Here is a 23,995-nt window from a genome sequence, read left to right on the forward strand (position 1 = left end):
GCGCCGCGGTCGCTCTCGATGGGCGCTGTGCAGCCGCCAGGGTGCCGCAGAGCACCACCGCCCGCGCCCTGCGCGAGCGCGGCCATGGAGGCGGGGATCACCCGATCCCGTTCCGAACTCGGCAGTTAAGCCCGCCGTCGCCGAAAGTACTGCAGCGCCAGGCTGCGGGAGGATAGGGAGCCGCGCTCGCGCAGGGCGCACCGGGAGGTGCGCGAGGGAGGGGGCCCGCGAGGGCCCCCTCCTCTTCGTTTCGGGCATGCGGGCGGTTCGGTTCGGGTTATGCGCGAACTTTCGCATCTTCGGTTCAGTCTTTCTGAATATCTTTCAATAAGGTAATAAGCGTGTAAATTCAGACCGTTCGGAAACCGGTCTTTTCTTCCGCTTATATAATGAAAATATTCGTTTTAGCGTCCTTTTTCCTGTAAAGGGGAGTGACCTGTGCCCGAATTCTCTTTTGATCCAAAACAGCTTGCAGTCAAGGCTTTGTCCAGCGAGGATGTCCTGATCGATCTCGTGAAAAGTCTCGAAGGGGCTTCCAGGCGATCCCGTCAGGCTTCGGCATCGGCGCTGGCCATGATCGCGCGCGAAAACGCCGAACTGCTCGTTCCCTACATCAATGCCCTGGTAGACGGCCTGAACCGTCCGGAGGCTCAGACGCGTTGGGAATGTATCGATGCGCTGACGCTGTTGGTTCCCCATGCTGCGCAGGCGTGCGCGGCGGCTCTCGACGATGTCGAGTCGGCGCTCTTCGATGAATCGAACGGCCCGGTGCGTCTTTCATCCGTAAGATTCCTGTGCAAATACGGCGCAACGGGAGTCGATGAGTCCGAGCGCGTGTGGCCCCTCATCGACGAGGCTGTTCAGTGCTATCACGGAGACCTGGAGTTTTCCGAGATGCTGGGTGCGGTGTCGGAGTTCGCGGTTGCATCGATATCGGCAGAGGTTCGCCAGGCTCTGATCGACAGAATGTCGTTCGATGCGACGAATGGCAAGGGGCTCTCGAAGAAGAAGGCGATCCAGATCATCGAGAGCGCTCGCGCCGTACAGTGATCTACCGAATGCGCAGCAATGCTGCGCATTCGCCTTTTTCTGGCCCTGTATCTGGGAAAAGACCGCTAGCATTAGATTGATTGCACATTGTTTGCGGGCAAATCGATGCAAGCTTGCTTTGGCTTTCGGCATGTGCGCGCAGCCGTGCTTTCCAGGCGCGCGTCACCCCTTTACGCCAGCTGTTGGGATTTCGAGATAGGAGCGTCATGACTCGCCACGTTGTCACCCTTATCCCCGGAGATGGAATCGGAGTCGAAACTTCTGCCGCCATGCAGCGCGTAGTGGATGCGAGCGGCGTCGATATCGCGTGGGAAATCGCTTTAGCGGGAGCCGAGTGCATCGAGACCGAGGGAACCCCCCTTCCCGAATCTACACTCGAGTCGATACGCAGGAATGGGGTCGCCATCAAAGGTCCGATCGCCACTCCGGTGGCGGGCGGATTTCGCAGCGTGAACGTTGCTTTGCGCAAAGCGCTGGACCTGTATAACTGCCTGCGCCCGGTGCGATCGCTTCCCGGTGCGGGCGGTCGCTACGAAGACGTCGATCTTGTTATCGTTCGCGAGAATTCGGAAGACCTGTACGCAGGAGTCGAGTTCGAGCAGGGAAGCGAGGGTGCCGGCAAAATCATCGACTTGTGCCAGAGCGTCGGAGCGGGTTCGATTCGCCGCGATTCCGGCATATCCATCAAGCCCATATCGGTTACGGGATCGCGCCGCATCGTTCGCGCCGCATTCGAGTATGCGCTCGCCCAGGGTCGCCGGAAGGTGACCGCTGTCCACAAGGCGAACATCATGAAGCACTCCGACGGATTATTTCTGACGGTGGCGCGCGAGGTTGCCGCGGAATACGAAGGTCGCGTCGCCTTCGACGAGCGCATCGTTGACGCGTTCTGCATGAATCTGGTGATCGAACCCGGTCAGTTCGATGTGGTGGTATTCCCGAACCTCTACGGCGATATCGCAAGCGATCTTGCCGCGGGGCTCGTGGGCGGCCTGGGGATCGCTCCGGGCGCCAATATCGGGGATGGCTGCGCGGTGTTCGAAGCCGTGCACGGGTCGGCGCCCGATATCGCGGGCCAGGACAAGGCGAATCCGACGGCTGAGATTCTATCCGCTGCCATGATGCTCGATCACTTGGGGGAGCGAGAAGCCGCTTCTCGAATTCGGGAAGCGGTTCGCCGCGTATACGCAGAGGGTTCGTGCCTGACGGGGGATATTCGCTGGGCGACCGGGTCGAAGGAGCCTGCGGCCTCTTGTACGGCGTTCACGGAGAATCTGATCGAGGTCATGAGGTCTTTGTAGCGGCTTGCCTCAAAGCCGAAGGGTATTGGGTTGCGGGAGGCGCATATCGATAGCGCGGTGCTTTCTAGCCCGACGAGACAGAGCTTACGTTAGGGGTGGCGATGACGAGGTGCAACGAATCGTTCAAGCGGGTGCTGGACGTCGAGGGGTCCGAGTTCGAGTATTATCCGGTTTCCCAGGTTCCAGGAACCGACAGGCTTCCCTATGCGTTGACGGTTCTCGTTGAAAACGCGCTGCGGTGCGTCGAGGGAGAGTCCGCTGCGCTTGACTGCGTCCAGCGGATCGTCGATGCCGGTTTGGCAGGCGTTCCCGGAGAGGAGATCGAGTTCTCCCCATCGCGCGTTTTATTCCAGGATTTCACCGGCGTACCTGTGTTCGTCGATTTTGCCGTTATGAGGGAGGCCTGCGCTCAGATCGGGGGCGATCCGGCTCGCATCAACCCCCAGATCCCGTGCGATCTGGTTATCGATCATTCGGTGATCGCCGACGAGGCGGGGAGCACATCGGCGATCGACAGGAACATGGAGCTGGAATTCCAGCGAAATGCGGAGCGCTACCGCTTTTTGAAGTGGGCTCAGGATTCGTTTCGGAACGTGAGGATCGTGCCCCCCGGATCGGGGATCTGCCATCAGCTGAACATCGAAAAATTCGCTCAGATCGCGATGGTTCGCGATGCGGAGGGGAACGTTTGCGACGCGTCCGACGTTTGCGGATGCGATGCGACGAGCCGTCCCGTAGCCTATTTCGATACGCTGGTGGGAACCGATAGCCATACTCCCACCGCAAACGGCATTGGGGTTCTGGGTTGGGGCGTGGGGGGCATCGAGGCCGAAGCGGCCGCTTTGGGCCAGCCCATCACCACGCTCGTCCCCCGCGTGGTGGGCGTTCGTCTTACCGGGGAGCTTTCGGGTAGCGTATCGGCTATGGACGTGGCGCTGAGATTCGCCCAGATGCTGAGATCGCGCGGCGTGGTCGGATGCTTCGTCGAATGCTTCGGCTCGGGCCTTGACAGCCTGAGCGCCACTCAGAGGGCCTGCATTTCCAATATGACCCCCGAGTACGGCAGCACCTGCACGCTGTTTCCCGTTGACGGCCGCACGCTTGATTTCTTCCGCATGACGGGCCGCTCCGACCGGCAGGTGGCGCTGGTCGAGGCATACGCCAAGGCTCAGGGACTTTGGCACGATGCTGGGGCAGAGCGCGTGTATTCCGAGGTTATCGAACTCGATCTGTCCCAGGTTTCCGCATCCATGTCGGGTCCGTCGCGGCCGCACGACCGCTTCGATCTTTCCGACGCGAAAGAGCGTTTCGAGGCGCTTCGGCTGGAACGCGGGCTGAGCAGCGACGAGCGCTCGGTCGTGACCATCGACGGGGTGCGTCACGAACTTGCCCATGGCGCCGTGGCCATCGCCGCCATCACCAGCTGCACGACCGCGGCCGATCCGCGGATGATGCTGGCGGCGGGCCTTGCCGCGCGCAACGCCGAGCGCGCGGGGCTGAAACCCCAACCTTGGGTGAAGTGCGTATTTGCTCCTGGAAGCCATGCGGGGACCGAGATTCTCGATCGCGCCGGCCTCCTGGGTTCTCTGCGGTCGGTAGGGTTTTTCAACTGCGGATACGGCTGCATGAGCTGCATCGGCAACTCGGGTCCCATCAAGCCCGAAATGCACGAGGTGTGCGATCGCATCGAGCTTGCGAGCGTTTTGTCGGGGAACAGGAACTTCGAGGGTCGTATTTCTCCCGACGTATCTCAGAACTATCTCATGCAGCCCGCTGCGGTCATCGTGTATGCGATTGCCGGAACGGTTGACTTCGACTTCGAGAGCGAACCTTTGGGTGTCGATCTGAAGGGCAACAGCGTGTTCGCCCGCGATCTCATGCCTTCGGCCGAAGAGCTGGACGAGCTTGTGGAGAGATTCGTGACGGCGCAGGCCTACAGCGAGGGCGCGGTCGGCATGTTCGAGGGAACGCGGGCATGGAGAAGCCTCGACGTTTCCCCCAGCTCGGTGTTTTCCTGGGATGGAGAGTCCACGTACGTGCGTCGCCCTCCTTACTTCGACGGGATGGGGGCCGATCCCGCTCCCTCCGAAGCGCCTTGCTGCGCGCGCGTCCTGGCCAAGCTGGGCGACTTCATCACGACCGACCACATATCGCCGGCCGGTTCGATCGCTGCGGGATCCCCTGCGGCGCTGTACCTTGAGTCGCACGGTGTGAAAAGCGCCGATTTCAACACGCTGGGTGCTCGTCGAGGCAATCACGAAGTGATGATGCGGGGGACGTTTGCCAATGTGAAGCTGATGAACGAACTCGCCGCGGGTCGAAAGGGCGGTTGGTCGCTCGATTTCTCCGACGGCCGGGTCAAGCCTTTGTTCGATGTCTCCGAGTCGTATCGGAGCAGCTGCGTTCCCAGCATCGTCGTTGCGGGAAAGATGTACGGGAGCGGATCTTCGCGCGATTGGGCGGCGAAGGGCCCGATGCTGCTGGGAGTTCGTGCCGTGATCGCGGAGAGCTTCGAGCGCATCCATCGGTCCAATCTCGTTGGCATGGGCGTGCTGCCGCTCCAGTTCGCCGAAGGGCAGAACGCGGAAACGCTTGGGCTGACAGGCGAAGAGTCCTACACGGTTGCTCCGGTGGATTTTTCAAACGGTTTGCCCGAGCCCCGGGTGGTTTCCGTAAGCGCCCGTCGAGACGACGGCTGCGAGGTGCTGTTCGACGCGATCGTGCGCGTGGACACCCCGACCGAGGGTCGCTATATGCAGCATGGGGGTATCTTGCAGTACGTGCTGCGCAGCCTGGCCTCGAAGTAGATCGAGTCGGCGGAGTGCTTGACAAGACCTGAAAACAGAGTAATATGTAATGGCTGCTTTTACGCAGCGCGAACGTAAACCGTTCCGCTACCAAAGACAGCAGGTGCCTTTCGGGGCTTAAACGCAACAGCGGCCCGCCGAGGTGGTCATGCGATACGTATGTGCCGACCCTCGCTGTCTTTCGATGGCGGGGGTCGTTTCGTTTCTACGGACGGCTCCACCCGAAATCGGAGCGGAACCGATTGCAAGCGAAAGGAGGTGCACTGCATGCCCAACGCACAGAATCAAGCGATGATGGCTTCCATCAAAGAGGATCTGACCGACGTCAAGGCCGTTTGGGTTGTGGATTACCGCGGCCTGAGCGTGAAAGAGGTCGAAGGCCTTCGCCGCGATATCCGCGAGGCCGACGCATCCATGAAGGTGTACAAGAACACCCTCGTTCGCATCGCTCTCAAAGAGCTCGACATGGCCAGCCTCGATGAGGTTTTGGAAGGCCCCTCTGCTTTCGTGTTCTGCAAGAACGACCCCGTTGCGTCCGCCAAGGCGCTGACCGAGTTCGCCAAGGATAACGATAAGCTCGTTATCAAGGGTGGCATGATGGACGGCGACTTCGTTAACGCCGGTCAGTTCGACGCCGTTGCCTCGCTGCCTTCGCGCGAGCAGCTGCTCGCTCAGATCGCCGGCGCCATCTCCGGTGTCGCCCGCGGCCTCGCCGTTTCCATCAACGGCGTTCCCAGCGGTCTTGCCCGCACGATTCAGCAGGTCTCCGAGCAGAAGCCCGCTGCATAACGCGTGCAGCATGCGCGGCGTGAAAGCCGCTTAAGTCAACGAAACGCGGCCGCGCGAGCGGCCCCCCTGAAAGGAAAGTGTCATGGCTGTTACCAAAGAAGAAATCATCGAGGCCCTCAAGGAGATGTCCCTTCTCGAGGCTTCCGAGCTCGTTTCTATGATCGAGGAGACCTTCGGCGTTTCCGCTGCTGCTCCCGCCGCTGTCGCGGTTGCCGCTGCTCCTGCCGAGGCCGCCGAAGAGAAGTCCGATTTCGACGTTGTGCTCGAGGGCTTCGGCGACAACAAGATCGCCGTTATCAAGGTTGTCCGCGAGATCACCGGCCTGGGCCTGAAGGAGGCCAAGGAGGCTGTCGAGGGCGCTCCCAAGGCTATCGCCGAGGCTGTCGCCAAGGATAAGGCCGACGAGATGAAGGCCAAGCTCGAGGAAGCCGGCGCTGCCGTCACCTTGAAGTAAACTGCGTTTTGCGGTTGTTCGGAGGGGGCCTGCGGGCCCCCTCTTTTCGTTTGGGCCGCGACGTAACAGTCGCCCTTTATTGAGAAAGTTTCACGCCGTGCAAGGTTTTCGTCAGTTTTTTGTGTTCTTATGAGAAGGTGATAAACGTACCTGCGAAAGGGCGGGAACGAAACGCCAATCGAGTGAAGGAGTTGGCATGCGGATCAAGTACTTCCAGACAGCATGGAACGATCTGACTAAGTCGGAAGGTTGGCTTAGGAAGATGATGCTGCTCGCGCTGATAACGATGATTCCCATTTTCGGTGCGATCGTGGTTATGGGATATCTTTACGGCTGGGCCCGCGATATAGCATGGGGGGTGCGCAACCCGCTTCCCGCTCGCATCTTCGCCAACGAGGATGGCAAGCTGTACCGCCGAGGATTCTTCATCTTCGTGATCGGCATCGTGGCCGGGGTGCTGCCCTACATCGTTTTCACTTTCGCCGAAGGATCGATGGGCGTAGGCTGGGCGGGTTTGCTGGCAAGCTCGGTGAACTCCGGCTATTTCCCGCACGGCTCGTTTTCCTCGTTCGGGGGTCCGGTCGTTTCCGCTGGAAGCCTGACGACGGGCATGCTGCTGTATCTGCTGGGAATGGTCCTTACGTTGGGCATATGCTTCTTCCGGTGGGCGGCGAGCATGCGCGTTTCCATTTACGATAATCTTTCTTCGGGATTTCAGGTCGGGAAGCTGTGGAGCATGCTGCGCGCCGACGGCAGCGGCATCTTGCGCATCTTCGGGATGGTTATTTTGGCCAATATCGTGGCCGGTTTCGTCCTTTTCCTCATTTTCATGCTGCTCATGCTGGTCTTCGTGGCGATGTTTGCCGGCACGTTCATCTCCATGGTTGACGGAGGCAGTGCGGCGGGCAATGTGGGGGCTGTGATCAGCGCGCTGCTTGTCGGCGGTCTGTTCTTCACTATCTGGGCATATGCCGCTGTCGTGTGCTCCATGATCGTCGAGACGCTCACCGCGCGCGCTCTTGGTTACTGGGTGGGTCAGTTCGACGTTCCGCATTGGGGCGGGCAGAATGATCCGGCTCCGTTCGAGAACCCTGCGAGGGAGGTTCGCCCCCAGCAGCCGCAGCCTGTCGATAGCGTCCAGCAGGTTTGGGGCGCCCCGCAGGCGACGGTGCCGGTTGCCTCGGATGCTCCGGTTGCCGGGCAGCCTCAGAACGAAGAGGCGTCGGCGCCCGCTGCCGTTGAGGGCGAGGCCGCGGTTGCCGCGGTTCCCGAGGCCGATCCGGGTGCGGACGTTTCCGCAGCGACGGACGCCGGTGCGGATGCGGATTCCGCTGCGGATACGCCGAAGTCCTCCCAGTAAAGCTTCCTGGTGGGTTCTTGCCGCCTCGGAAAACCGTTTGGTAAACGACGCGGCCCCGAGAAGATTCGGGGCCGCGTTTCTATGTGTGGGGTAGTTTTCGGGATGCACGTACGCGCCTTCGGTGCGCAACGCTTACGAGATTCTGAGGGCGCGCATGGCGTTCAGGATGGCGATCACGGATACGCCGACGTCTCCGAACACCGCCATCCACATGTTGGCGATCCCGAAAACGGGGAGGGCCAGCACCATGACGAGCACTTTCACACCGATGGCAAACGCGATGTTTTGCTTTACGATCCGCATCGTTTTTCGCGCGATGCGGATCGCGAGGGCGATCTTCGAGGGACGGTCGTCCATAAGCACGATATCCGCGGCCTCGATGGCCGCATCGGAGCCCAGGGCTCCCATGGCGACGCCGACATCCGAGCGCATAAGCACCGGTGCGTCGTTTATGCCGTCGCCCACAAACACCAGCTTGCCGCGTTCGCTTGTCGAAGCCAAAAGGTCTTCCACCGCGTTAACCTTATCGGCGGGGAGCAGATGGGCTCTGAACTCGTCGATACCCAGATCGTCGGCTACCGCGCTCGCTACTTCCGCGCGATCGCCGGTGAGCATGACGGTTTTCTTCACGCCGCACCGATGCAGCTCGTCAAGAGCTTTGCGGGCGTCTTCCTTCACCATGTCGGCGATGACGATGTGGCCGATGTAGGCGCCGTCTAGCAGCACGTGAAGCACGGTGCCGGTTAGGTCGCACGGTGTCCACGAAGCGTTTTCGCTTCCCATCATGGCATCGTTGCCAACTACGACGATTCGCTGGTCAACAAGGGCACGTATGCCGTGTCCGCTTTTTTCGACCACGTCATCGACCCGCGCGGCGTCGATTTTCCCGCTGTACGCTTGACGCAGGGACAGTGCGATGGGGTGGTTGGAATAGACCTCCGCATGTGCGGCGACGGACAACACGAGGTCGGGTTCGACATCGGCTGCGGGATGGATCGCAACGACGCTGAACGTTCCGTTTGTGAGAGTTCCGGTTTTGTCGAAGGCGACGGTTTCGGCAGAGGCGAGCGCTTCGAGGTAGTTCGATCCTTTTACCAGGATTCCCGCGCGCGATGCCGCTCCGATTCCCCCGAAAAACGAAAGGGGAACGCTGATTACCAGGGCGCACGGACAGCTAACCACTAAAAATATCAAAGCGCTCTTTACGCACTCCGACCACAGCTGCCCCAGTAACAGGGGAGGGATACAGGCTATGACCAGTGCGAGGCCGACGACGACGGGGGTGTAGTAGCGCGCGAATCGCGTGATGAAGTTTTCGGTTCGCGCTTTGCGATCGCTGGCGTTTTCAACCAACTCGAGGATTCTTTGCACGGTGGATTGGTCGTAGGGCCGTTCGACGCGGATATGCAGCGGCCCGGTCATGTTGATGCATCCGCTGATGACCTCGGCTCCTGTTTCGACAACGCGCGGGACGCTTTCTCCGGTGAGGGCGGAGGTGTCGAGCTGGGACGATCCTTCCGTCACCGTTCCGTCCAAAGGGACGCGCTCCCCCGGTTTCACCACGATGGTGTCTCCCGGGTTGACGGAGTAGGGGTCGACCTGCTCGACGGCCTCGTTTGAGACGAGGTTGGCGTAGTCGGGCGCGATGTCCATCATGGCGGCGATCGATTTACGGGATTTTCCCACCGCGTAGGATTGAAACCATTCTCCCAATTGGTAGAACAGCATGACGGCGGCCCCTTCGGCCATGTGGGGATCGCTTTCGGGGAACAGCACCAGCGCAAAGGCTCCGAACGTTGCGATGGTCATGAGGAAGTTCTCGTCGAGCACCTGGCCGTGCGTTATGCCGTGCCAGGCCTTCGCGATGACGTCGTATCCGGCCAGAAGGTAGGGAACGAGGAACAGCGCGAATTCCAGATACAGGTTTACGGGGGGGTCGGCCAGCCTGTCGAGGGGAGCAAGCTGGAGGCATATGAACAGCGCGAGTGCGGCGACGATGCGGATGAGGGTCTTTTTCTGGTGGGAGGTCATGAGGTTCCTCGATGCGGATCTGGGCTTTTATGCGACGATCGAGCAGGTGGGCTCGATTTTTTCGAAGATTCTTTTCGATTCTCCGAGCAGCTGGTCGAAGCGATCGTCTTCGGCGTCGAGGGTGAACTTGAGCGTGAGGAAGTTGATCTTGGCTTCGTTGACGCCGTCGAGCCGGTTTATGGCATCCTGGATTTTCCCGCCGCAGTTCGGGCAGATGTCTCCTTCAAGCTTGAATACCTTTTTCATAGGGTGTTCTCCTTTCGGCTTTTCGTTATTCGCAGATGTGGTTCATGCCCTGCGCAAGCATGGTTCTAACGTGGTCGTCGGCAAGGGCGTAGGCGATGTTTTTGCCGTCGCGGCGAAACTTCACCAGGTGAGCTTGCTTGAGGATTCTCAGCTGATGGGACACCGAGCTTTGCGTGGCGTTGACGGATTCGGCTATATCGGCCACGTACCGTTCGTGCTCCATAAGCGTGAACAGGATTTTTATTCGCGTTGTATCGGAAAACACCTTGAACAAGTCGGCCAGCTCGTATAGCAGCTCCTCCTCGGGTGCGCCCTCGCTCAAATCGATCGTCTCGTCGATGTTTTCCTGCGCGTTCACGATAACCTCCTTTTTATCACATAATCATATGAGCACTTATTCATATGATTATACGGAAGCGGCGGCGCCGGTCAAGAGCGAAGCGCTTGTGGACGGTGTTTGGCATCAGACGATTCGATGAGATTACAGTATGCGCACATGGGGAAGGGAAAGGCTTTTCGGTGCTATAGTCTTGCGGGTGCTAATCTTATCCGACTATAAATAAGAGACGTGCGCGGTCCATTTCGCAGATCGGATGGTTCGCTGGGGCGAGAGAGATGAGGGTGCTTCATGAGCAGTGCATCAAACGGCGCATTCGTGCGCTCCATCAATGTTTCGACGCGCAAGGGTACGCGCAAGACTCCCGTGGGAGGCGTTCCGCAGACGGTCAAGGAGCAATGGGGCTTTGTAAACGACGCGCATGCCGGCGACTGGCATCGCCAGGTGTCGTTTCTGGCCCAGGAGTCCATCGTCAAGGCGCAGGGTATGGGCCTTGACGTGAAGGAGGGGGATTTCGGGGAGAACTTTACCACCGAGGGCCTGGACGTTCTTGCGCTTCCTTTGGGAACCCAGCTGAGGATCGGCGACGATCTGCTGGTTGAGATCAGTCAGATCGGCAAAGTGTGCCATACGCGTTGTGCGATCTACTACCTTGCCGGAGACTGCATCTTCCCGCGCGAGGGCATCTTCGCCGTCGTTTTGGAGGGTGGCGAGGTAAAAGCGGGCGACCCTATCGAAGTGGTCAAGAGGGGAGATGGAACTTGCTCGTTTGCTCCTCCCGAGGCGCTTGCCGAGGTTGAGGCCGCACGCGCCGCCGGAACCCTGTAGCGTTTGCGCGAGTTTGCCTTCGTATCCACTCGACCCCATGTCGAGCTCCGTTGACGATCCGTTGTTTTCGGTCGATGCTGTGAGCAAAGGATTTGCGGAAAAGCCGCGCCGGTGTTCGTGGCACAATATCGAAGGTCGCGTGATGTGGCCGCATATATCGGTTTCGGATGGAAGGCGGAGGCAAGCGTGAGCGATGATCAAATTCCCACTATGGGGTCGAAGGACAATCCCGACGCGATTTACGATGCGCGGGTGCTGGGTGCTCCGAAGGTGATCCTTTTCGGGCTCCAGCATATGTTCGCCATGTTCGGCGCGACGATTCTGGTTCCCATCCTGACCGGGCTTCCCGTTTCGACCGCCCTTTTGTTCGCCGGATTGGGAACGTTGCTGTTCCACCTGATCTCCAAGGGCAGGGTTCCCGCGTTTCTCGGATCGTCGTTCGCCTTTATTGCGGGATATGCGGTTATCGCTCCGAACGGAGAGGCGGAGCTTCTGCCTTATGCATGTCTGGGCGTTGCGTGCACCGGCCTGCTTTACTTGGTGCTGTCCTGCCTGTTCAAGGTGTTCGGCACTGCGCGCGTTATGCGGTTCTTCCCTCCCGTAGTTACCGGCCCCATCGTCATCGCGATCGGATTGAGCCTGTCGGCTTCGGCCATCAACAACTGCCAGACGTATTGGCCCGTGGCCCTCGTTGCCATTGCGTCCATCGTTGTTTGCAGTATTTGGGGTAAGGGCATGATCAAGATCGTTCCGATTCTCATCGGCGTTCTGGTTTCCTACGCAACCGCTGCCGCGATCGGTCTGGTTGATTTCTCCCGCGTTGCAGACGCGGCTTGGGTTGGCGTTCCCCTCGCTTGGGATAAGACCGTCTTCGGCTTGTTCAACGAGAATTTCGATGCGGGCCTCGCGGTGACGGCCATCATCACCATCGTCCCGCTTGCGTTCGCCACCATCATCGAGCATATCGGAGACGTTTCCGCTATCAGCTCCACGGTGAATCGCAACTATATCGCCAAGCCGGGCCTGCATCGCACGCTTCTGGGGGACGGTTTGGCCACTATCGTCGCGTCTCTGTTCGGCGCTCCCGCGAATACGACGTATGGCGAGAACACCGGCGTGCTCGCGCTTACCAAGGTGTTCGACCCTCGGGTTGTCCGCATCGCAGCGCTGTTCGCGGTGCTGTTCTCCTTCTGTCCGAAGTTCGTCGCGCTCATCGAGGTTATGCCCGCTTGCGTTGTCGGGGGCGTCTCCATCGTTTTGTACGGCATGATTTCCGCGGTCGGCATCCGCAATCTGGTTGAGAACAGTGTCGACTTCATGAAGAGCCGCAACGTGCTTATCACGGCTATCATCATCGGTTTTGCGGTGGGCATCTCCTACAGTCAGGCGGGTTCGATCTCCTTCGCCGTTGCGGGCATCACCATATCGCTGTCCGGTTTGGCGGTCGGTTCGATCGCGGGTATTTTGCTGAATATGGTGCTTCCGGGGCGCGAGGACATCGTCGGCGTGGATGGCAGCATGGTCGAAGGGGATCACGATGCCCTGCCCGATGAGGACCTGCTTCCCCTTGAAGGGCCGCGCCCTGTCGCAAAACCCGTCGAGTAAGGATCGGGGTATGTCTCCTGACTTCGAGCGAAAACTTATCGGCGCCCTCGGATCGGATTCGATTCTGATCGCGGAGCCGATGGCGCTGCATACAACGTTCAAAATTGGCGGACCGGCGGACTACCTGGTGAGGCCCACGGCGGTGGAACAGGTGCGCGCCGTGGTCGATTTGTGCCGGGATAACGGCGTCGATCTGCGCGTGATCGGATTGGGCAGCGATCTTTTGGTGTCCGATTCGGGGCTGCGGGGCGTCGTCATGGAGATAGCCGACAACTTTTCGGAGATCAACGTGGATGAGCGGGGGTTGGTTTCGGCTCAGGCCGGAGCCAGCAACGCTTCGGTTGCTCGGGCGGCTCTCGAAGCGGGCTTGTCCGGATACGAGTTCGCCAGTGGGATACCTGGAACTGTAGGCGGTGCCGCGATCATGAACGCGGGAGCGTACGGGGGGGAATTCTCCGATGTCGCGCTTTCGTGCGTGTGCGTGACGCGTGAAGGCGATCTTCTCGAAGTTAGAGCGGATCAGGCCGACTGGGGATATCGCCATAGCCGCATGGACGATGAGGGAATGATCGTCCTGGCCGTTCTGTTGCAGCTTGTTCCCGGAGACAAAAACGAGATTCAGGCGCGTATGGACGATCTTGCGGAACGGCGGGCCGCCAAACAGCCTCTCGAGATGCCCAGCGCCGGCTCTACGTTCAAACGGCCCGAGGGGCACTATGCGGGCAAGCTGATTCAGGACGCGGGGTTGCAGGGCACGGCGGTTGGCGGTGCCGAGGTGTCGAAAAAGCACGCGGGCTTCGTGGTGAATGCTGGTGGCGCTACCGCAGAGGATGTTCGCGGGCTCATCGGGTTGATTCGAGATTCTGTTTTCGACGAATCGGGCGTGCGGTTGGAACCCGAGGTTCGCATGTGGGGCTTCGGGAGGTAGCGGCGCGTCTGTATCGCTTCTGTTACGCGGGGTCGGCATAGACGAGCGTCCTTTCATTTTCGGGATTCGTTCGATAACTGCAGGTGCAGAATGTGAATAACTGTTCGATACTCGGTTCGCCCTCATCCCCGTCAAGCGTGAAGTCGGCGTTGTTCCGAACGCTTTCGAGGTATGCCGCAAACGCCGCATCGGTTGAGAACCGCACGCATTTCCCGGAATCGGATCCCGGTATCGTTTTGACCCCGAAGACGTTGAGAACTTTGGTTTTCTCGGGCGAGAGCACGTAGACGGTTCGGTGGTTTCGGGCGAACCCGACGTCGGAGTATCGGGAGAAATCGGCGAAAAGGCGATCGGACCATCCTGTGTTGTGCCCGCTTATCACCACGTGTCGAGCGTCAAGCCCGCGCGTGCCGCAAGCGGCATCCAGATAGGGGCACCCTGCCGGGTCGGAGTGCCCCCACGCGTTATGGTCGAGGTAGAACAGAGGGTCGGATGCGGGAGCCTGCGCCACTGGATAGCTGATACGGGTGCCGGGGACATAGATCCATGCAACGATATCGGGGTTGGCTTCGCGCCAGGCCTTCCAATCGACAACGGGGATGCCGTCTGCCCCATCCTCCGAATCTCCCTTCCCCAAGACCCGTTCGGCTACCGAAGCAGGCCATTCGCGCTTGGCGAAGGGGTCTTCGGGTCGGGGCGGCACCGACGTGACATCGTTTGCCAGCGGTATGAGAAAGATTGCCGTGAGGCAGGAGATCGCCGCCGCCCCGATTGTTCCCGATACCCACCTGAGAATGCGATGCGCCCGTGCGTGATCCGATCGTCCGACGCATCTCTTCGCAGAGGCGTATCGGCGCCCCTTATCTGCATCGGGGTATCTTGAACGCGCCACCTGCGGATCGCCTCCTTTTCAGTTCGCAGGCGAAAAACACGGTTCCGGAGGCTATTCCGATCAATCCCAGGAGGGCGGCAAGTTTCCAATGAGAGAATAGCTCGTTGCCCGTCTTGTCGAACGGCTCTTCGTTGCCGCCTTGATCGTCTTTTGTCGGCTGGTCGCCGCGCTCAACGAGGTGGCGTATCTTGTTCGAGGTGTTCGGTAAGGGGTCTCCTTTTTTCCAATCAGGTTGGTAGCGGACTTGATTATCGAGGTGGTCTATGTTGCCCGCCGCGTCTTCTCTCACGCGCACCGTGAACGAAAGCGTGGTTACGCCACCTGGTTCCATCTTGTCGATAAGCCAGCTCACGGTTCTATTCGAAGCATCGAAGGTGGCTGAGTGGTCGCTTGAGAGGCTGTCTTTGATCAGCTCGCATCCGTCGGGCAGGGGATCTTCGATGCGCACCTGACGTGCGTCATCGCTGTCGGCCGAGCCTTTGTGGGAAACGTCGATGAAGTACGTTACGGTGTCTCCGTGCTTGACGAGGGTTCCCGTGCGGGGGTCCGATCGTTTGACGACGTGGAGCTGGGCGGGCGCTTTCGTCGTCGCGGTGGGGTGAACGGTGGTGCTGGTCGAGCCGGTCGGTTGGGCGTTAGCGGGGTCTCCCGGCTTTACCGGGACTTCGTGCGTGTCGTAGAACGCGGTGTTCAGGATGGCGCTTCTCTCTTTAGCGGCCCTCTCCGATACCGAGACGCGAAACCTCAGCTCTACCTTCTTGCGCGGAGGAAGATTCGCTACCGCCCATTCCAGATACGCTCTGCCGTCGTCCGATGCCGCGACGTAGGAACCCTCATCGGTTGCCGAACCCTCGACGTAGGAGGTTCCTTCGGGGATGAGATCTCGTACGAGGGTGCAGGCGCTGGGCACGCTTCCCGTGTTCTCAACCGTGATGAGGTATTCGATTTCGTCGCCGGCTTTCACGGGCGTTCCCGAGGCTGGAGTCGATTGTTTCTGGGCGGTGACGAAATCCCCCGTGGTGGGAGTGATGTCGGGAGGCGTCGGAGGTGCGGGCGGCTTAGGCGGATCGACCGGTTGGGGAGGTTTGGGCGTCTCGATGCGGATAGAGGCCTTCGTTTCGGCGCGGTGGTGGTTGATGAGGGTTTCGGCGGTGTTCTCGACCGTGGATCCCGCGGCGTCGTTTGCTGCCGAGGCCTCGATGACGAGGTGGTATGTTTCCCCTGCAAGAGGCATGGAGCTTTCAAGCCAACCGGGATCGAACCGGTACGAGAGCGTCTTGCGCTCGGCGTCCCAGTTGAGTTTGCCTGCGGTGTTCGTCACGTCGTCTTTTTTGCCGCCGCTTTCCTTTACGACTTTGGCAGTTCGGTATTCCAGGGCATCGGGCAGATGATCGATGATTTCGAAGTGTCGATACCTGCTGAGCACGTCCTCTCCGAGCGTGCCTACTTGCTGGCTGACATCCCACACGATGGGTTGACCAGGAGCGGCGCTTTCGCGGTCGGCTTTTTTCTGGGGCGCGGGCGGGGCTCCGGTGCCCAGGCTTGCGCTTGCGAAGCTGAACCAGCCGGTGAAGGGGGCCTTAATAGCGAACCGTTCGTCTTGATAGAGGGTCACGGCGTTTCTGGTATAGGTAGGTTTTCCCAGATGATCCTCGAATTCGTTGCTGACAGGGTAGGCGTGGATGTATTCGGTGCCTCCGATCGTCACGGATTTCGTTTTCATGTTGGTCTGCTGAGACAGGGCGATCTTCTTTGTGTCTTCGGATCGAACGAGAACGCTTTCCGAGTAGGTATCGCCTGATAAGGGGATGTTCGGGTAGTCTTCGACCTTGGAGGGAGGGTAGTAGTTCAGGGAGCAGAATGTGAGATAGCTGCCCCTCAGCTCGACGGGTCGTTTGTCCGAGCAGTAGAAGAATTCGATCTGCATATCGGTATCTTGCATGTTGAACAGGTATCCCCCTGCATAAAGGAGGTCGGGAAGTTGGATGACGGGGCAGTCGAGTTCGGGCCAGGTTTTGCTGTACGAGCTGGCGACGGAAAGTCGCGCTCCGACGGGCTCGTTGTCGTACACGCCGACGCAGGGGTATTCGAACGTGGCTGAAATCTTGTCTCCCGGCTTCCAGGTTCGGCCTTCGAACTCGAAGGTGGTTCCCTGCGTGGCGAAGTCGTCGCACCCGAAAAAGCTGTGGAGTCCGCTGCGCAGAATGGGAAGGGTGGCTTCGCCTCCGACCAGCTCGTCGTTTGCGTAAAGCTTGGCGACATGGGTTGTTTTGCTTACGGATGGCTGGCTCTCGACCAGGCGCGCGGGCTGTCTTACGTTCATGTGATGCTCGGCGATGGCGGGATCTGATGGAAGTCCCGTTGATATGACCAGCGGATTTCGTGCGTTTCCGTTATCGGCTGGGATGGTTTCGATCGGTACGGTTGCGCCGTGACCTTCCGGAACGGAGAACAGAGCCACTGCCGAGATTACGGCGATACGCAAAGCTGCCGAAATGACGAAGCGCCATCCATGCGGCGGATGCTTTGCGCGCTGCGTCGACAGGAGGTCTGGTCGCTTCATGAGGACTCCTAACGTTGTTGTCGAATCTTCGGATGCCGACAGGCTAGAGGCGCGCCCTATCGGGCGGCCAACGGTTTGCGCAAGGGCCTTCAACCGATCGTCGCTTTCGCTCCATTGGACGTTCGGCGATTTCCAACCGAAGCAGGGTGAGTTTTTCGCTCGGTTCAAGTCATCCGCTCGTCGGTTTATCCCTGGCGTTTGATCGAGGCGGGGGCGGATAGCGCATTCGTCTCGGTACAATGGGTCGGTTAAGACCCCGCCCCAAGGGCGGTGCGATGCGACATGAAGGAGATCCCATGTGCGGAATCGTTGGATATACCGGCTCTAAGCAGGTTGCGGGCATCTTGCTTGAAGGTTTGAAGCGGCTCGAGTACCGAGGCTACGATTCGGCCGGGGTCGCGGTTCAGCGCGAGGGTTCGTTGCAGGTGGTGCGCCGTAAGGGTCGCGTTGCCGAGCTCGAGTCCGCCGTGAAGCAAAGCGAGGTGGAGGGAACCTGCGGTATCGGACATACTCGCTGGGCCACTCACGGTCGTCCCAGCGAGGCGAACGCTCATCCCCATGCCTCAAACGACGGGCGCATCGCAGTGGTGCACAACGGCATCATCGAGAATTTCGCCGAGCTGCGCGACGAGCTGGCGGCCCGTGGCTACGCATTCGGCAGCGATACCGACACCGAAACCATCGCCCATCTGGTGGAAGATGCATACGAGGGCGACTTGCTGGCTGCGGTTCGCGCAGCGACCGAGCAGGTTGTCGGTTCGTATGGATTGGCGGTGACCTGTGCCGACGAGCCTGGTGTTATCGTGGCCACACGTAAGGACTCCCCTCTTATCGTGGGTAGAGCCGAAGACGGCTGCTATGTGGCTTCCGATGCGATTGCGATGATCGATGCGACGCGCGACGTGGTGGTGCTCGAGGACGGTTGGTTCGTTCGGATGGATGGGGAGTCCATGGGGTTCTTCGACGAATCGCTGTCCCCTCTCGAGCCGACGGTTACCCATATCACCTGGGATATGGACGTGGCCGAAAAGGGCGGGTACCCCGATTTCATGCTGAAGGAGATCCACGAGCAGCCGCGCGTGATCCGCGACACGCTGGCCGGGCGCCTGGTGAACGGCCGCTTGGAAATCGACGAGTTGGGCATGAGTCCCGAAGAGCTGAATCTGATCGATCGCGTGTACGTGATCGCATGCGGAACCAGCTATCATGCGGGATTGGTGGCAAAGGAGCTTATCGAGGGCTGGGCGCGTATCCCCACCGAGGTCGAGGCCGCAAGCGAGTTTCGTTACCGCAACCCCATCATCACGCCCACCACGCTGGTGGTGGCGGTGTCCCAGTCGGGCGAGACGGCCGATACGCTGGCGGCTATTCGCGACGCCCGCGTGAAGGGCGCGCGCGTGTTCGGCATCACCAACGTGCTGGGCTCTCCGGTGGCGCGCGAGTCCGACGGCGTGATCTACACGAAGGCGAACAAGGAGATCGCCGTGGCGTCGACCAAGTCCTTCCTTGGGCAGATCGTAAGCCTGACGCTGCTTGCCCTGCTGTTGGCTCAGGCTAAGGGCAAGCTCAAAATGAACCAGATTCGCCTGCTCTTCCGGGAACTGGCCGATACCGCCGAGCAGGTCGAGTGGATCTTGGCGCACGCCGACGAGGTGAACGAGGCGGCCCGGGCCTGCTCCGAGGCCCGCTCCGCCCTGTTCGTGGGTCGCGGCATGGGAGCCGCCATTGCCCGGGAGGGCGCCCTGAAGCTGAAGGAGATCAGCTACCTGCATGCCGAAGCGTATCCGGCTGGAGAGATGAAGCATGGTCCGATTGCGCTTATCGACGAGGGATTCCCCGTGATCGTTGTCGCGACGAAGAGCCCCGTGTACGATAAGACCGTCTCCAATATGCAGGAGAGCAAGGCGCGCGGAGCGACTATTATCGCCATCGCCACGGAAGGCGACGAGGACATCAGGGCCCACGCCGATTATGTGATCTACATTCCGAAGGTGCGCGATGCGTTCTCGGCGATCACGGCCAGCGTTCCTTTGCAGCTGCTGGCCCGCACCATAGCCGTTCTGCGCGGGTGCGACGTCGATCAGCCCCGCAACCTTGCAAAGTCGGTGACGGTCGAATAAGGGACGCATGAGCGAAAACGAGCAGATGATCTGCAATGACGATATGGAGATGGAGACGCGCGAAGAGGCGCTTGAGGCCGTTGCGCACCGATCGGCATCGTTTGCGGACGGCGCGGTTGGTTTAGGCGTCGACATCGTCGAGATCGATCGCATACGCCGGATCCTCAAAAGGAGCCCGTCGTTTGCGAGCAAGGTGTTCTCAGAGGCAGAGCGCGCTTACTGCGAGGGCTCGTCGATTCCCGCCACGCACTTCGCGCTGCGCTTCGCCGCGAAGGAGGCGGTGGTGAAGGCGTTGGGCACCGGGTTTTCGCGCGGCATAGGCGTGCGCGATATCGAGGTGGGGCGCTTGGCTTCGGGAAGACCCTGCGTCGAGCTGCACGGAGCGGCTCGAGAGGCCGCCGACGAGCTGGGAGTGCGTGAGATTCCGTTGTCTTTGTCGTTCACCCACACCGATGCGGTGGCGTGCGCTCTTGCCATCACCGAACGCTCGGCGCGCGTTGCCGAAGCGCGCATCGATCAGAGGCAGCGACTCGCCCGCACATTCAAGGAAACGCGCAAGATTCTGGACGAGCTGTAGCGATGGGGGCCTTTCCGCCGAAAAGGTTTTCGATCGAGAAGGCTGCGGACCTGCTTCCGTTTCCCGCTTCCCGTACGCACAAATACGCGCGCGGGAAGGTTACCGTGGTTGCGGGCAGCCCGCGCTATCCGGGCGCAGCGGTTCTTGCGTGCCGCGCCGCCCAGCGTATGGGCGCAGGGTACGTCGAGGCGGTCGTGTCCGCCCAAGCCGTCCTTCCCGTTCGAATGTCGGGACCCTCGCTGGTGGTGGCCGATCGGGACGGATGGGATCCCCCTCTTTTGGAATCGACGGCCGAAAGGCCTCTGTCGGTGCTGATAGGGTCTGGTTTCGATGCCGTAGGAGATGCGGCGGAGTGCGGGCGGTTATGCGAGCTCGTCTTCGATCGGGCGATGTGCCCTGTGGTTGTCGATGGGGGCGCGCTGAGCTTCGTCGCGCGCAGGGATATGCGCTCTGCGTTGCGCGCCCGTGCGAATCGGGGGGCTGTCGCGGTGCTCACGCCCCATGCGGGCGAAGCGGATCGCCTGGCCGAAGCGGCCGGTCTTCCTGACGTTTTTCTGTCAGAGTCTCCGTGGGAGGCCTGCGCGCACTTGGCACGGGCTTATAGTGCCGTAGTGTGTTTGAAGGGTCCCGATACGTACGTTTCGGACGGGATCCGGACGTATCTGATCGATCAGGGCGGGCCCGAGCTGGCCAAGGCGGGAACGGGAGATGTTCTTGCGGGCATGGTGGCGGCGCTTGCGGCGCAGCGGCAAGACGACGTTTTCCGTGCGGTTGCGACGGCGGTTTCGCTTCATGCGGAGGCGGGACGGCTTGCGGCCGACGATCGGACTTCGATCGGCGTGATTCCCGAAGATGTGGTGGAGAAGCTGGGCGCGGCCATCAAGTGGGCAGCTTCTTATCGATAGGAAGGCGTTTTGGTGAGCGACGAGACTTTGAACCTGTTCGACGAGGGCCGAGAAGAGCGGGAAGACCAAGTGCGAGGGCGTATCGAGGCGCTGAGGCGCGAGATCGAGCACCACACCTACCTGTACTATGCCAAAGACGCCCCCGAGATATCGGATGCGGCGTTCGACTCGCTTATGCGCGATTTGCGTGAGCTGGAGGCGGCGCACCCCGAATGCTTCGATCCGTCATCGCCCACCCAGCGCGTGGGCGGGTACGTGGGCGACCAGTTTGCGCCGGTGCGCCACGAGAAACGCATGTACTCGTTGGACAACGCCATGGATCTTGCCGAGCTCGATGCGTGGTTCGATCGCGTGGAAGAGTTCTTCGGGGAGCTTCCCACGCTGAATTGCGAACTGAAGATCGATGGTTCCGGGATCGCGCTTACCTACGAGGACGGGGTGCTGGTGCGCGCGGCGACGCGCGGCGACGGAACCACGGGTGAAGATGTTACGGTGAACGTTCGTTCCATCAGGGATGTTCCCCTGAGGCTTCGGGCCGAGGGCCTGTCGGGCATCGCGCGATCCGGCTCCTTCGAGGTGCGCGGCGAGGTGTACATGCCCAAGGCCAGCTTCGAGTCGCTTAATCGCGCGGCGCAAAACGAGGGGCGCGCGGCCTTTGCCAACCCGCGCAACGCTGCGGCGGGCAGCCTGCGGCAGAAGGATGCCGCGGTGACGGCTTCGCGCGATCTGTCGACGTTTATGTACGCGATCGCCGATGAATCGTCCGTGCTGGCTTCGGGCCAGTCCGACCTGCTTGCATGGATGGGCGAGTCGGGCCTGCATGTGAACCCCGACGTACGGCGCTGCTCATCCAGGGCGGAGGTGCGCGCGTTTTGCGAGCATGCCCTCGACCTGCGCGAATCGCTTCCTTACGAGATCGATGGCGTGGTGGTGAAGGTTGACTCGTTCGCGTTGCAGACGGCCATGGGATTCACATCGCGCGCACCGCGCTGGGCCATCGCCTACAAGTTCCCGCCCGAGGAGAAAACCACGATCCTGCGCGATATCACCGTGCAGGTGGGGCGCACTGGCAAGCTGACGCCGGTGGCGGAGCTCGATCCGGTTGTGGTAGCCGGTTCCACCGTCGCGCGCGCCACGCTGCACAACGAAGACGAGGTCACGCGCAAAGACGTGCGGGTTGGCGACACCGTGGTGGTGCGCAAGGCCGGCGACGTCATTCCCGAGATCCTGGGCCCCGTGATGTCGCTGCGTCCCAAAACCGCCCTTCCGTGGCGCATGCCCGAGGTCTGCCCCAGCTGCGGCAGCGCGGTCATCCGCGAAGAGGGGGAGGTCGATTTCCGCTGCATCTCCATCGATTGCCCCGCTCAGTCGGTCGAGCGCCTGATCCACTGGGTGGGCAGAAGCGCGCTGGACATCGACGGCATGGGTGAGGAAATCGTGGGGCGCCTGGTGGAAGTTGGCCGCGTGACCGATGTGGCCGACTATTACACGCTTGACGAGGACGAGTTGGCCGCATTGGACATGGGGCGCCTCAACAAGGAGGGGCAGCCCATTTGCCTGGGGCGCACGGTTGCGAAGAAGCTGGTCGGGCAAATCGAGCAGAGCAGAACCCGTCCGCTTGCGCGCGTACTGTTCGGCTTGGGTGTGCGGCATGTGGGAAAGACCACGGCCGAGGCGATCGCTGCTGCGTACCGCACCATCGATGCGCTGATGGAGGCCACCGAGGAAGATCTGGCCGCGGTGGAAGGGGTTGGCCCCAAGATCGCTCACAGCGTGAGCGCTTTTCTTCATACGCCGAAAAACGTCGAGGTTATCGCGCGGTTGCGCAAAAACGGCGTGGCGATGGCCGACGAGGTGGCCGCAGCGCAGGATCAGCTTCCCCAGACTTTGGAGGGGTTGACGTTCGTGCTGACCGGAGCGCTGGTCGAGACGGGTATGACCCGCGATGAAGCCGCCGGAGAGCTGAAGGCGCGGGGAGCCAAGGTGTCGTCGAGCGTTTCCAAGAAGACGAGCTTCGTTATAGCGGGTGAAGCCGCCGGCTCTAAATACGATAAGGCGGTGTCGCTGGGGGTGCCCGTGCTGGGAGAGGCCGAGCTGCTTTCCATCATCGAGACGGGCAATCTCCCCGGGATTTCGTAGCGGTCGGGATCGTTAAATTATTTTATCTGAAAATAATTTCAATTGACTATCATTCTCGTTCTCACGATACTGAACCCAGCGATATGAGCGACCGGCCGCTTGCCCGGTCCATCGGGGGAAGCGCGACAAGAGGAGGATCTCGCATGAAAAAGTATTCGTTTGCGGCGGCAGCGTGCTCGCTTGCGCTTGCCGGCGTTTTTGCGTTGACCGGGTGTGCAGGCGGAGGTTCGTCGGCGTCGAAGGCGGATGCGCCCGCTCAACCGGTCGAGCTTACCGTGTTTGCGGCTAATTCGCTGGAAAAGGCGATGCCCGAGGTTCAGGCGCTGTATACAGCCAAGACGGGAGTGATGTTTGCCGATACCCAGTTCAAAGCTTCGGGTGATCTGGTGAGCCAGCTGCAGGCCGATTCGAAGGCGGCCGACGTTCTTATTACCGCTTCTCCGGCGACGATGGACGCAGCCGCCTCTAACGGGTCTGTCGATGAGTCCACGCGTCTCGATATGTTCAAGAACGACCTGGTGCTGGTGGCTGCCGCCGGATCGGGGATCAAGGTTTCTTCGGTCGCCGATCTTGCGAAAGAGTCCATCTCGTCGTTTGCGCTGGGAGAGCCCAATGCGGTTCCTGCGGGCAAGTACGCCGTTCAATCCCTCGAGGCTGCCGGCTTGTGCTCGACGGTGGCCGACGACGCCAAAAAGATTTCCGTGAAGTGGGACGACGCCGTTTCCTCGAAGGTGAATGCGGGTGCCGACAAGGTGGGCACGGTTGCGAAGTACGTGGCAAGCGGCCAGGCCGAGGTTGGGTTCGTGTACAGTTCGGACGTGTATCGATACGACGGCATCGAAGCTATCTTCACAGTTCCGGCCGATACCCATAAAAGCATCAAGTATCCGGGGGCTGTGTGCGCCGAAAGCGCTCACTCGCAGGCTGCGGCGGACTTCTTGAAATTCTGCATGGAAGATTCCGATGCCCAGAAGGTGTTCTCGAAATACGGTTTCGAGCTTGTCGCATAGAGCGAACGGGCGTTTTTTGGAGAACTCGGAGCACCGGCGCGTCGCCGGTGCTC

At 60.6% G+C, this 23,995-nt stretch carries 19 protein-coding genes, 1 rRNA gene and 1 other annotated feature; of the genes, 15 read left to right on the top strand and 5 right to left on the bottom strand.

Annotation, left to right across the window (positions count from 1 at the left end; all coding sequences use genetic code 11):
• The first annotated feature begins 74 nt into the window (after positions 1-74).
• From rrf to EIH26_RS02845, 7 genes are all read left to right on the top strand, one after another.
• A 5S ribosomal RNA gene (gene rrf / locus EIH26_RS02815) occupies positions 75-189 on the top strand.
• A gap of 249 nt (positions 190-438) precedes the next feature.
• Complete coding sequence (locus EIH26_RS02820; RefSeq protein ID WP_124060669.1) at positions 439-1,050, top strand: hypothetical protein; 612 nt, start codon at positions 439-441, stop codon at positions 1,048-1,050.
• A gap of 206 nt (positions 1,051-1,256) precedes the next feature.
• Positions 1,257-2,351, top strand: coding sequence for an isocitrate/isopropylmalate dehydrogenase family protein (locus tag EIH26_RS02825; protein ID WP_124060670.1), 1,095 nt, complete (start codon positions 1,257-1,259; stop codon positions 2,349-2,351).
• Between the two features lie 101 nt (positions 2,352-2,452).
• Positions 2,453-5,158, top strand: a complete 2,706-nt coding sequence (acnA, locus tag EIH26_RS02830; protein ID WP_124060671.1) for an aconitate hydratase AcnA — start codon at positions 2,453-2,455, stop codon at positions 5,156-5,158.
• A 72-nt stretch (positions 5,159-5,230) separates the two neighbouring features.
• Positions 5,231-5,367, top strand: a sequence feature (ribosomal protein L10 leader region).
• A gap of 58 nt (positions 5,368-5,425) precedes the next feature.
• Complete coding sequence (gene rplJ / locus EIH26_RS02835; RefSeq protein ID WP_124060672.1) at positions 5,426-5,947, top strand: 50S ribosomal protein L10; 522 nt, start codon at positions 5,426-5,428, stop codon at positions 5,945-5,947.
• Positions 5,948-6,029: 82 nt separating this feature from the next.
• On the top strand, positions 6,030-6,401 hold the full coding sequence (gene rplL / locus EIH26_RS02840; protein WP_124060673.1) for a 50S ribosomal protein L7/L12: 372 nt from the start codon (positions 6,030-6,032) through the stop codon (positions 6,399-6,401).
• Positions 6,402-6,597: 196 nt separating this feature from the next.
• The gene (locus EIH26_RS02845; RefSeq protein WP_124060674.1) at positions 6,598-7,761 is read left to right on the top strand and encodes a DUF4013 domain-containing protein; all 1,164 of its coding nucleotides are present in this window, start codon (positions 6,598-6,600) and stop codon (positions 7,759-7,761) included.
• 132 nt (positions 7,762-7,893) lie between these two features.
• Here the strand turns inward: EIH26_RS02845 and EIH26_RS02850 are convergent, their stop codons facing one another.
• From EIH26_RS02850 to EIH26_RS02860, 3 genes are read right to left on the bottom strand one after another with little or no spacing between them, the layout of a single operon-like run.
• Positions 7,894-9,792 carry a heavy metal translocating P-type ATPase gene (locus EIH26_RS02850; RefSeq protein ID WP_124060675.1) on the bottom strand — a complete coding sequence of 633 codons (1,899 nt, stop codon included), beginning with the start codon at positions 9,790-9,792 and terminating at the stop codon, positions 7,894-7,896.
• Between the two features lie 27 nt (positions 9,793-9,819).
• Complete coding sequence (locus EIH26_RS02855) at positions 9,820-10,038, bottom strand: heavy-metal-associated domain-containing protein (RefSeq protein ID WP_124060676.1); 219 nt, start codon at positions 10,036-10,038, stop codon at positions 9,820-9,822.
• A gap of 25 nt (positions 10,039-10,063) precedes the next feature.
• On the bottom strand, positions 10,064-10,396 hold the full coding sequence (locus tag EIH26_RS02860) for a metalloregulator ArsR/SmtB family transcription factor (RefSeq protein WP_241152735.1): 333 nt from the start codon (positions 10,394-10,396) through the stop codon (positions 10,064-10,066).
• Positions 10,397-10,666: 270 nt separating this feature from the next.
• Here EIH26_RS02860 and EIH26_RS02865 point away from each other — a divergent pair, with 270 nt between their 5' ends.
• From EIH26_RS02865 to murB, 3 genes are all read left to right on the top strand, one after another.
• A complete protein-coding gene (locus EIH26_RS02865; protein ID WP_124060677.1) occupies positions 10,667-11,203 on the top strand; it encodes an MOSC domain-containing protein in 537 nt (178 codons plus the stop codon).
• 210 nt (positions 11,204-11,413) lie between these two features.
• Entirely contained in the window at positions 11,414-12,808 is a 1,395-nt protein-coding gene (locus tag EIH26_RS02870; protein WP_370453764.1) for a uracil-xanthine permease family protein, read from the top strand.
• Between the two features lie 10 nt (positions 12,809-12,818).
• A complete protein-coding gene (gene murB, locus EIH26_RS02875; RefSeq protein WP_124060679.1) occupies positions 12,819-13,736 on the top strand; it encodes a UDP-N-acetylmuramate dehydrogenase in 918 nt (305 codons plus the stop codon).
• 22 nt (positions 13,737-13,758) lie between these two features.
• Here the strand turns inward: murB and EIH26_RS02880 are convergent, their stop codons facing one another.
• Both EIH26_RS02880 and EIH26_RS02885 read right to left on the bottom strand, forming a co-directional pair.
• Positions 13,759-14,628, bottom strand: coding sequence for a class B sortase (locus tag EIH26_RS02880; protein WP_124060680.1), 870 nt, complete (start codon positions 14,626-14,628; stop codon positions 13,759-13,761).
• On the bottom strand, positions 14,597-17,191 hold the full coding sequence (locus EIH26_RS02885) for an isopeptide-forming domain-containing fimbrial protein (protein WP_124060681.1): 2,595 nt from the start codon (positions 17,189-17,191) through the stop codon (positions 14,597-14,599). Before EIH26_RS02885 ends, EIH26_RS02880 begins: the two co-directional genes overlap by 32 nt.
• 296 nt (positions 17,192-17,487) lie before the next feature.
• Between EIH26_RS02885 and glmS the strand changes: the two genes are divergently transcribed.
• The 5 genes from glmS to modA all read left to right on the top strand — a co-directional run bounded on the left by glmS (position 17,488) and on the right by modA (position 23,942).
• Positions 17,488-19,311 (top strand): glutamine--fructose-6-phosphate transaminase (isomerizing), encoded by a 1,824-nt coding sequence (glmS, locus tag EIH26_RS02890; RefSeq protein WP_124060682.1) that lies wholly within the window; start codon positions 17,488-17,490, stop codon positions 19,309-19,311.
• 7 nt (positions 19,312-19,318) lie between these two features.
• Positions 19,319-19,888 carry a holo-ACP synthase gene (acpS, locus tag EIH26_RS02895; protein ID WP_241152736.1) on the top strand — a complete coding sequence of 190 codons (570 nt, stop codon included), beginning with the start codon at positions 19,319-19,321 and terminating at the stop codon, positions 19,886-19,888.
• Between the two features lie 2 nt (positions 19,889-19,890).
• A complete protein-coding gene (locus tag EIH26_RS02900; RefSeq protein ID WP_124060683.1) occupies positions 19,891-20,793 on the top strand; it encodes an NAD(P)H-hydrate dehydratase in 903 nt (300 codons plus the stop codon).
• 27 nt (positions 20,794-20,820) lie between these two features.
• The gene (gene ligA, locus EIH26_RS02905; RefSeq protein ID WP_124061762.1) at positions 20,821-22,932 is read left to right on the top strand and encodes an NAD-dependent DNA ligase LigA; all 2,112 of its coding nucleotides are present in this window, start codon (positions 20,821-20,823) and stop codon (positions 22,930-22,932) included.
• 143 nt (positions 22,933-23,075) lie between these two features.
• Positions 23,076-23,942 carry a molybdate ABC transporter substrate-binding protein gene (gene modA, locus EIH26_RS02910; RefSeq protein WP_124060684.1) on the top strand — a complete coding sequence of 289 codons (867 nt, stop codon included), beginning with the start codon at positions 23,076-23,078 and terminating at the stop codon, positions 23,940-23,942.
• The last annotated feature ends 53 nt before the right edge of the window (positions 23,943-23,995 follow it).

The organism is Gordonibacter sp. Marseille-P4307, from assembly GCF_900604965.1.
In the GTDB taxonomy this organism is placed as follows: Bacteria; Actinomycetota; Coriobacteriia; order Coriobacteriales; family Eggerthellaceae; genus Berryella.

Excerpts from the sequence above, each read along its gene's own strand:
- EIH26_RS02825 (WP_124060670.1), top strand. The coding sequence starts at position 1,257 with ATGACTCGCCACGTTGTCACCCTTATCCCCGGAGATGGAATCGGAGTC.
- acnA (WP_124060671.1), top strand. The coding sequence starts at position 2,453 with ATGACGAGGTGCAACGAATCGTTCAAGCGGGTGCTGGACGTCGAGGGG.
- rplJ (WP_124060672.1), top strand. The coding sequence starts at position 5,426 with ATGCCCAACGCACAGAATCAAGCGATGATGGCTTCCATCAAAGAGGAT.
- rplL (WP_124060673.1), top strand. The coding sequence starts at position 6,030 with ATGGCTGTTACCAAAGAAGAAATCATCGAGGCCCTCAAGGAGATGTCC.
- EIH26_RS02845 (WP_124060674.1), top strand. The coding sequence starts at position 6,598 with ATGCGGATCAAGTACTTCCAGACAGCATGGAACGATCTGACTAAGTCG.
- EIH26_RS02850 (WP_124060675.1), bottom strand. The coding sequence starts at position 9,792 with ATGACCTCCCACCAGAAAAAGACCCTCATCCGCATCGTCGCCGCACTC.
- EIH26_RS02855 (WP_124060676.1), bottom strand. The coding sequence starts at position 10,038 with ATGAAAAAGGTATTCAAGCTTGAAGGAGACATCTGCCCGAACTGCGGC.
- EIH26_RS02865 (WP_124060677.1), top strand. The coding sequence starts at position 10,667 with ATGAGCAGTGCATCAAACGGCGCATTCGTGCGCTCCATCAATGTTTCG.
- EIH26_RS02870 (WP_370453764.1), top strand. The coding sequence starts at position 11,414 with ATGGGGTCGAAGGACAATCCCGACGCGATTTACGATGCGCGGGTGCTG.
- murB (WP_124060679.1), top strand. The coding sequence starts at position 12,819 with ATGTCTCCTGACTTCGAGCGAAAACTTATCGGCGCCCTCGGATCGGAT.
- EIH26_RS02885 (WP_124060681.1), bottom strand. The coding sequence starts at position 17,191 with ATGAAGCGACCAGACCTCCTGTCGACGCAGCGCGCAAAGCATCCGCCG.
- glmS (WP_124060682.1), top strand. The coding sequence starts at position 17,488 with ATGTGCGGAATCGTTGGATATACCGGCTCTAAGCAGGTTGCGGGCATC.
- acpS (WP_241152736.1), top strand. The coding sequence starts at position 19,319 with ATGAGCGAAAACGAGCAGATGATCTGCAATGACGATATGGAGATGGAG.
- EIH26_RS02900 (WP_124060683.1), top strand. The coding sequence starts at position 19,891 with ATGGGGGCCTTTCCGCCGAAAAGGTTTTCGATCGAGAAGGCTGCGGAC.
- modA (WP_124060684.1), top strand. The coding sequence starts at position 23,076 with ATGAAAAAGTATTCGTTTGCGGCGGCAGCGTGCTCGCTTGCGCTTGCC.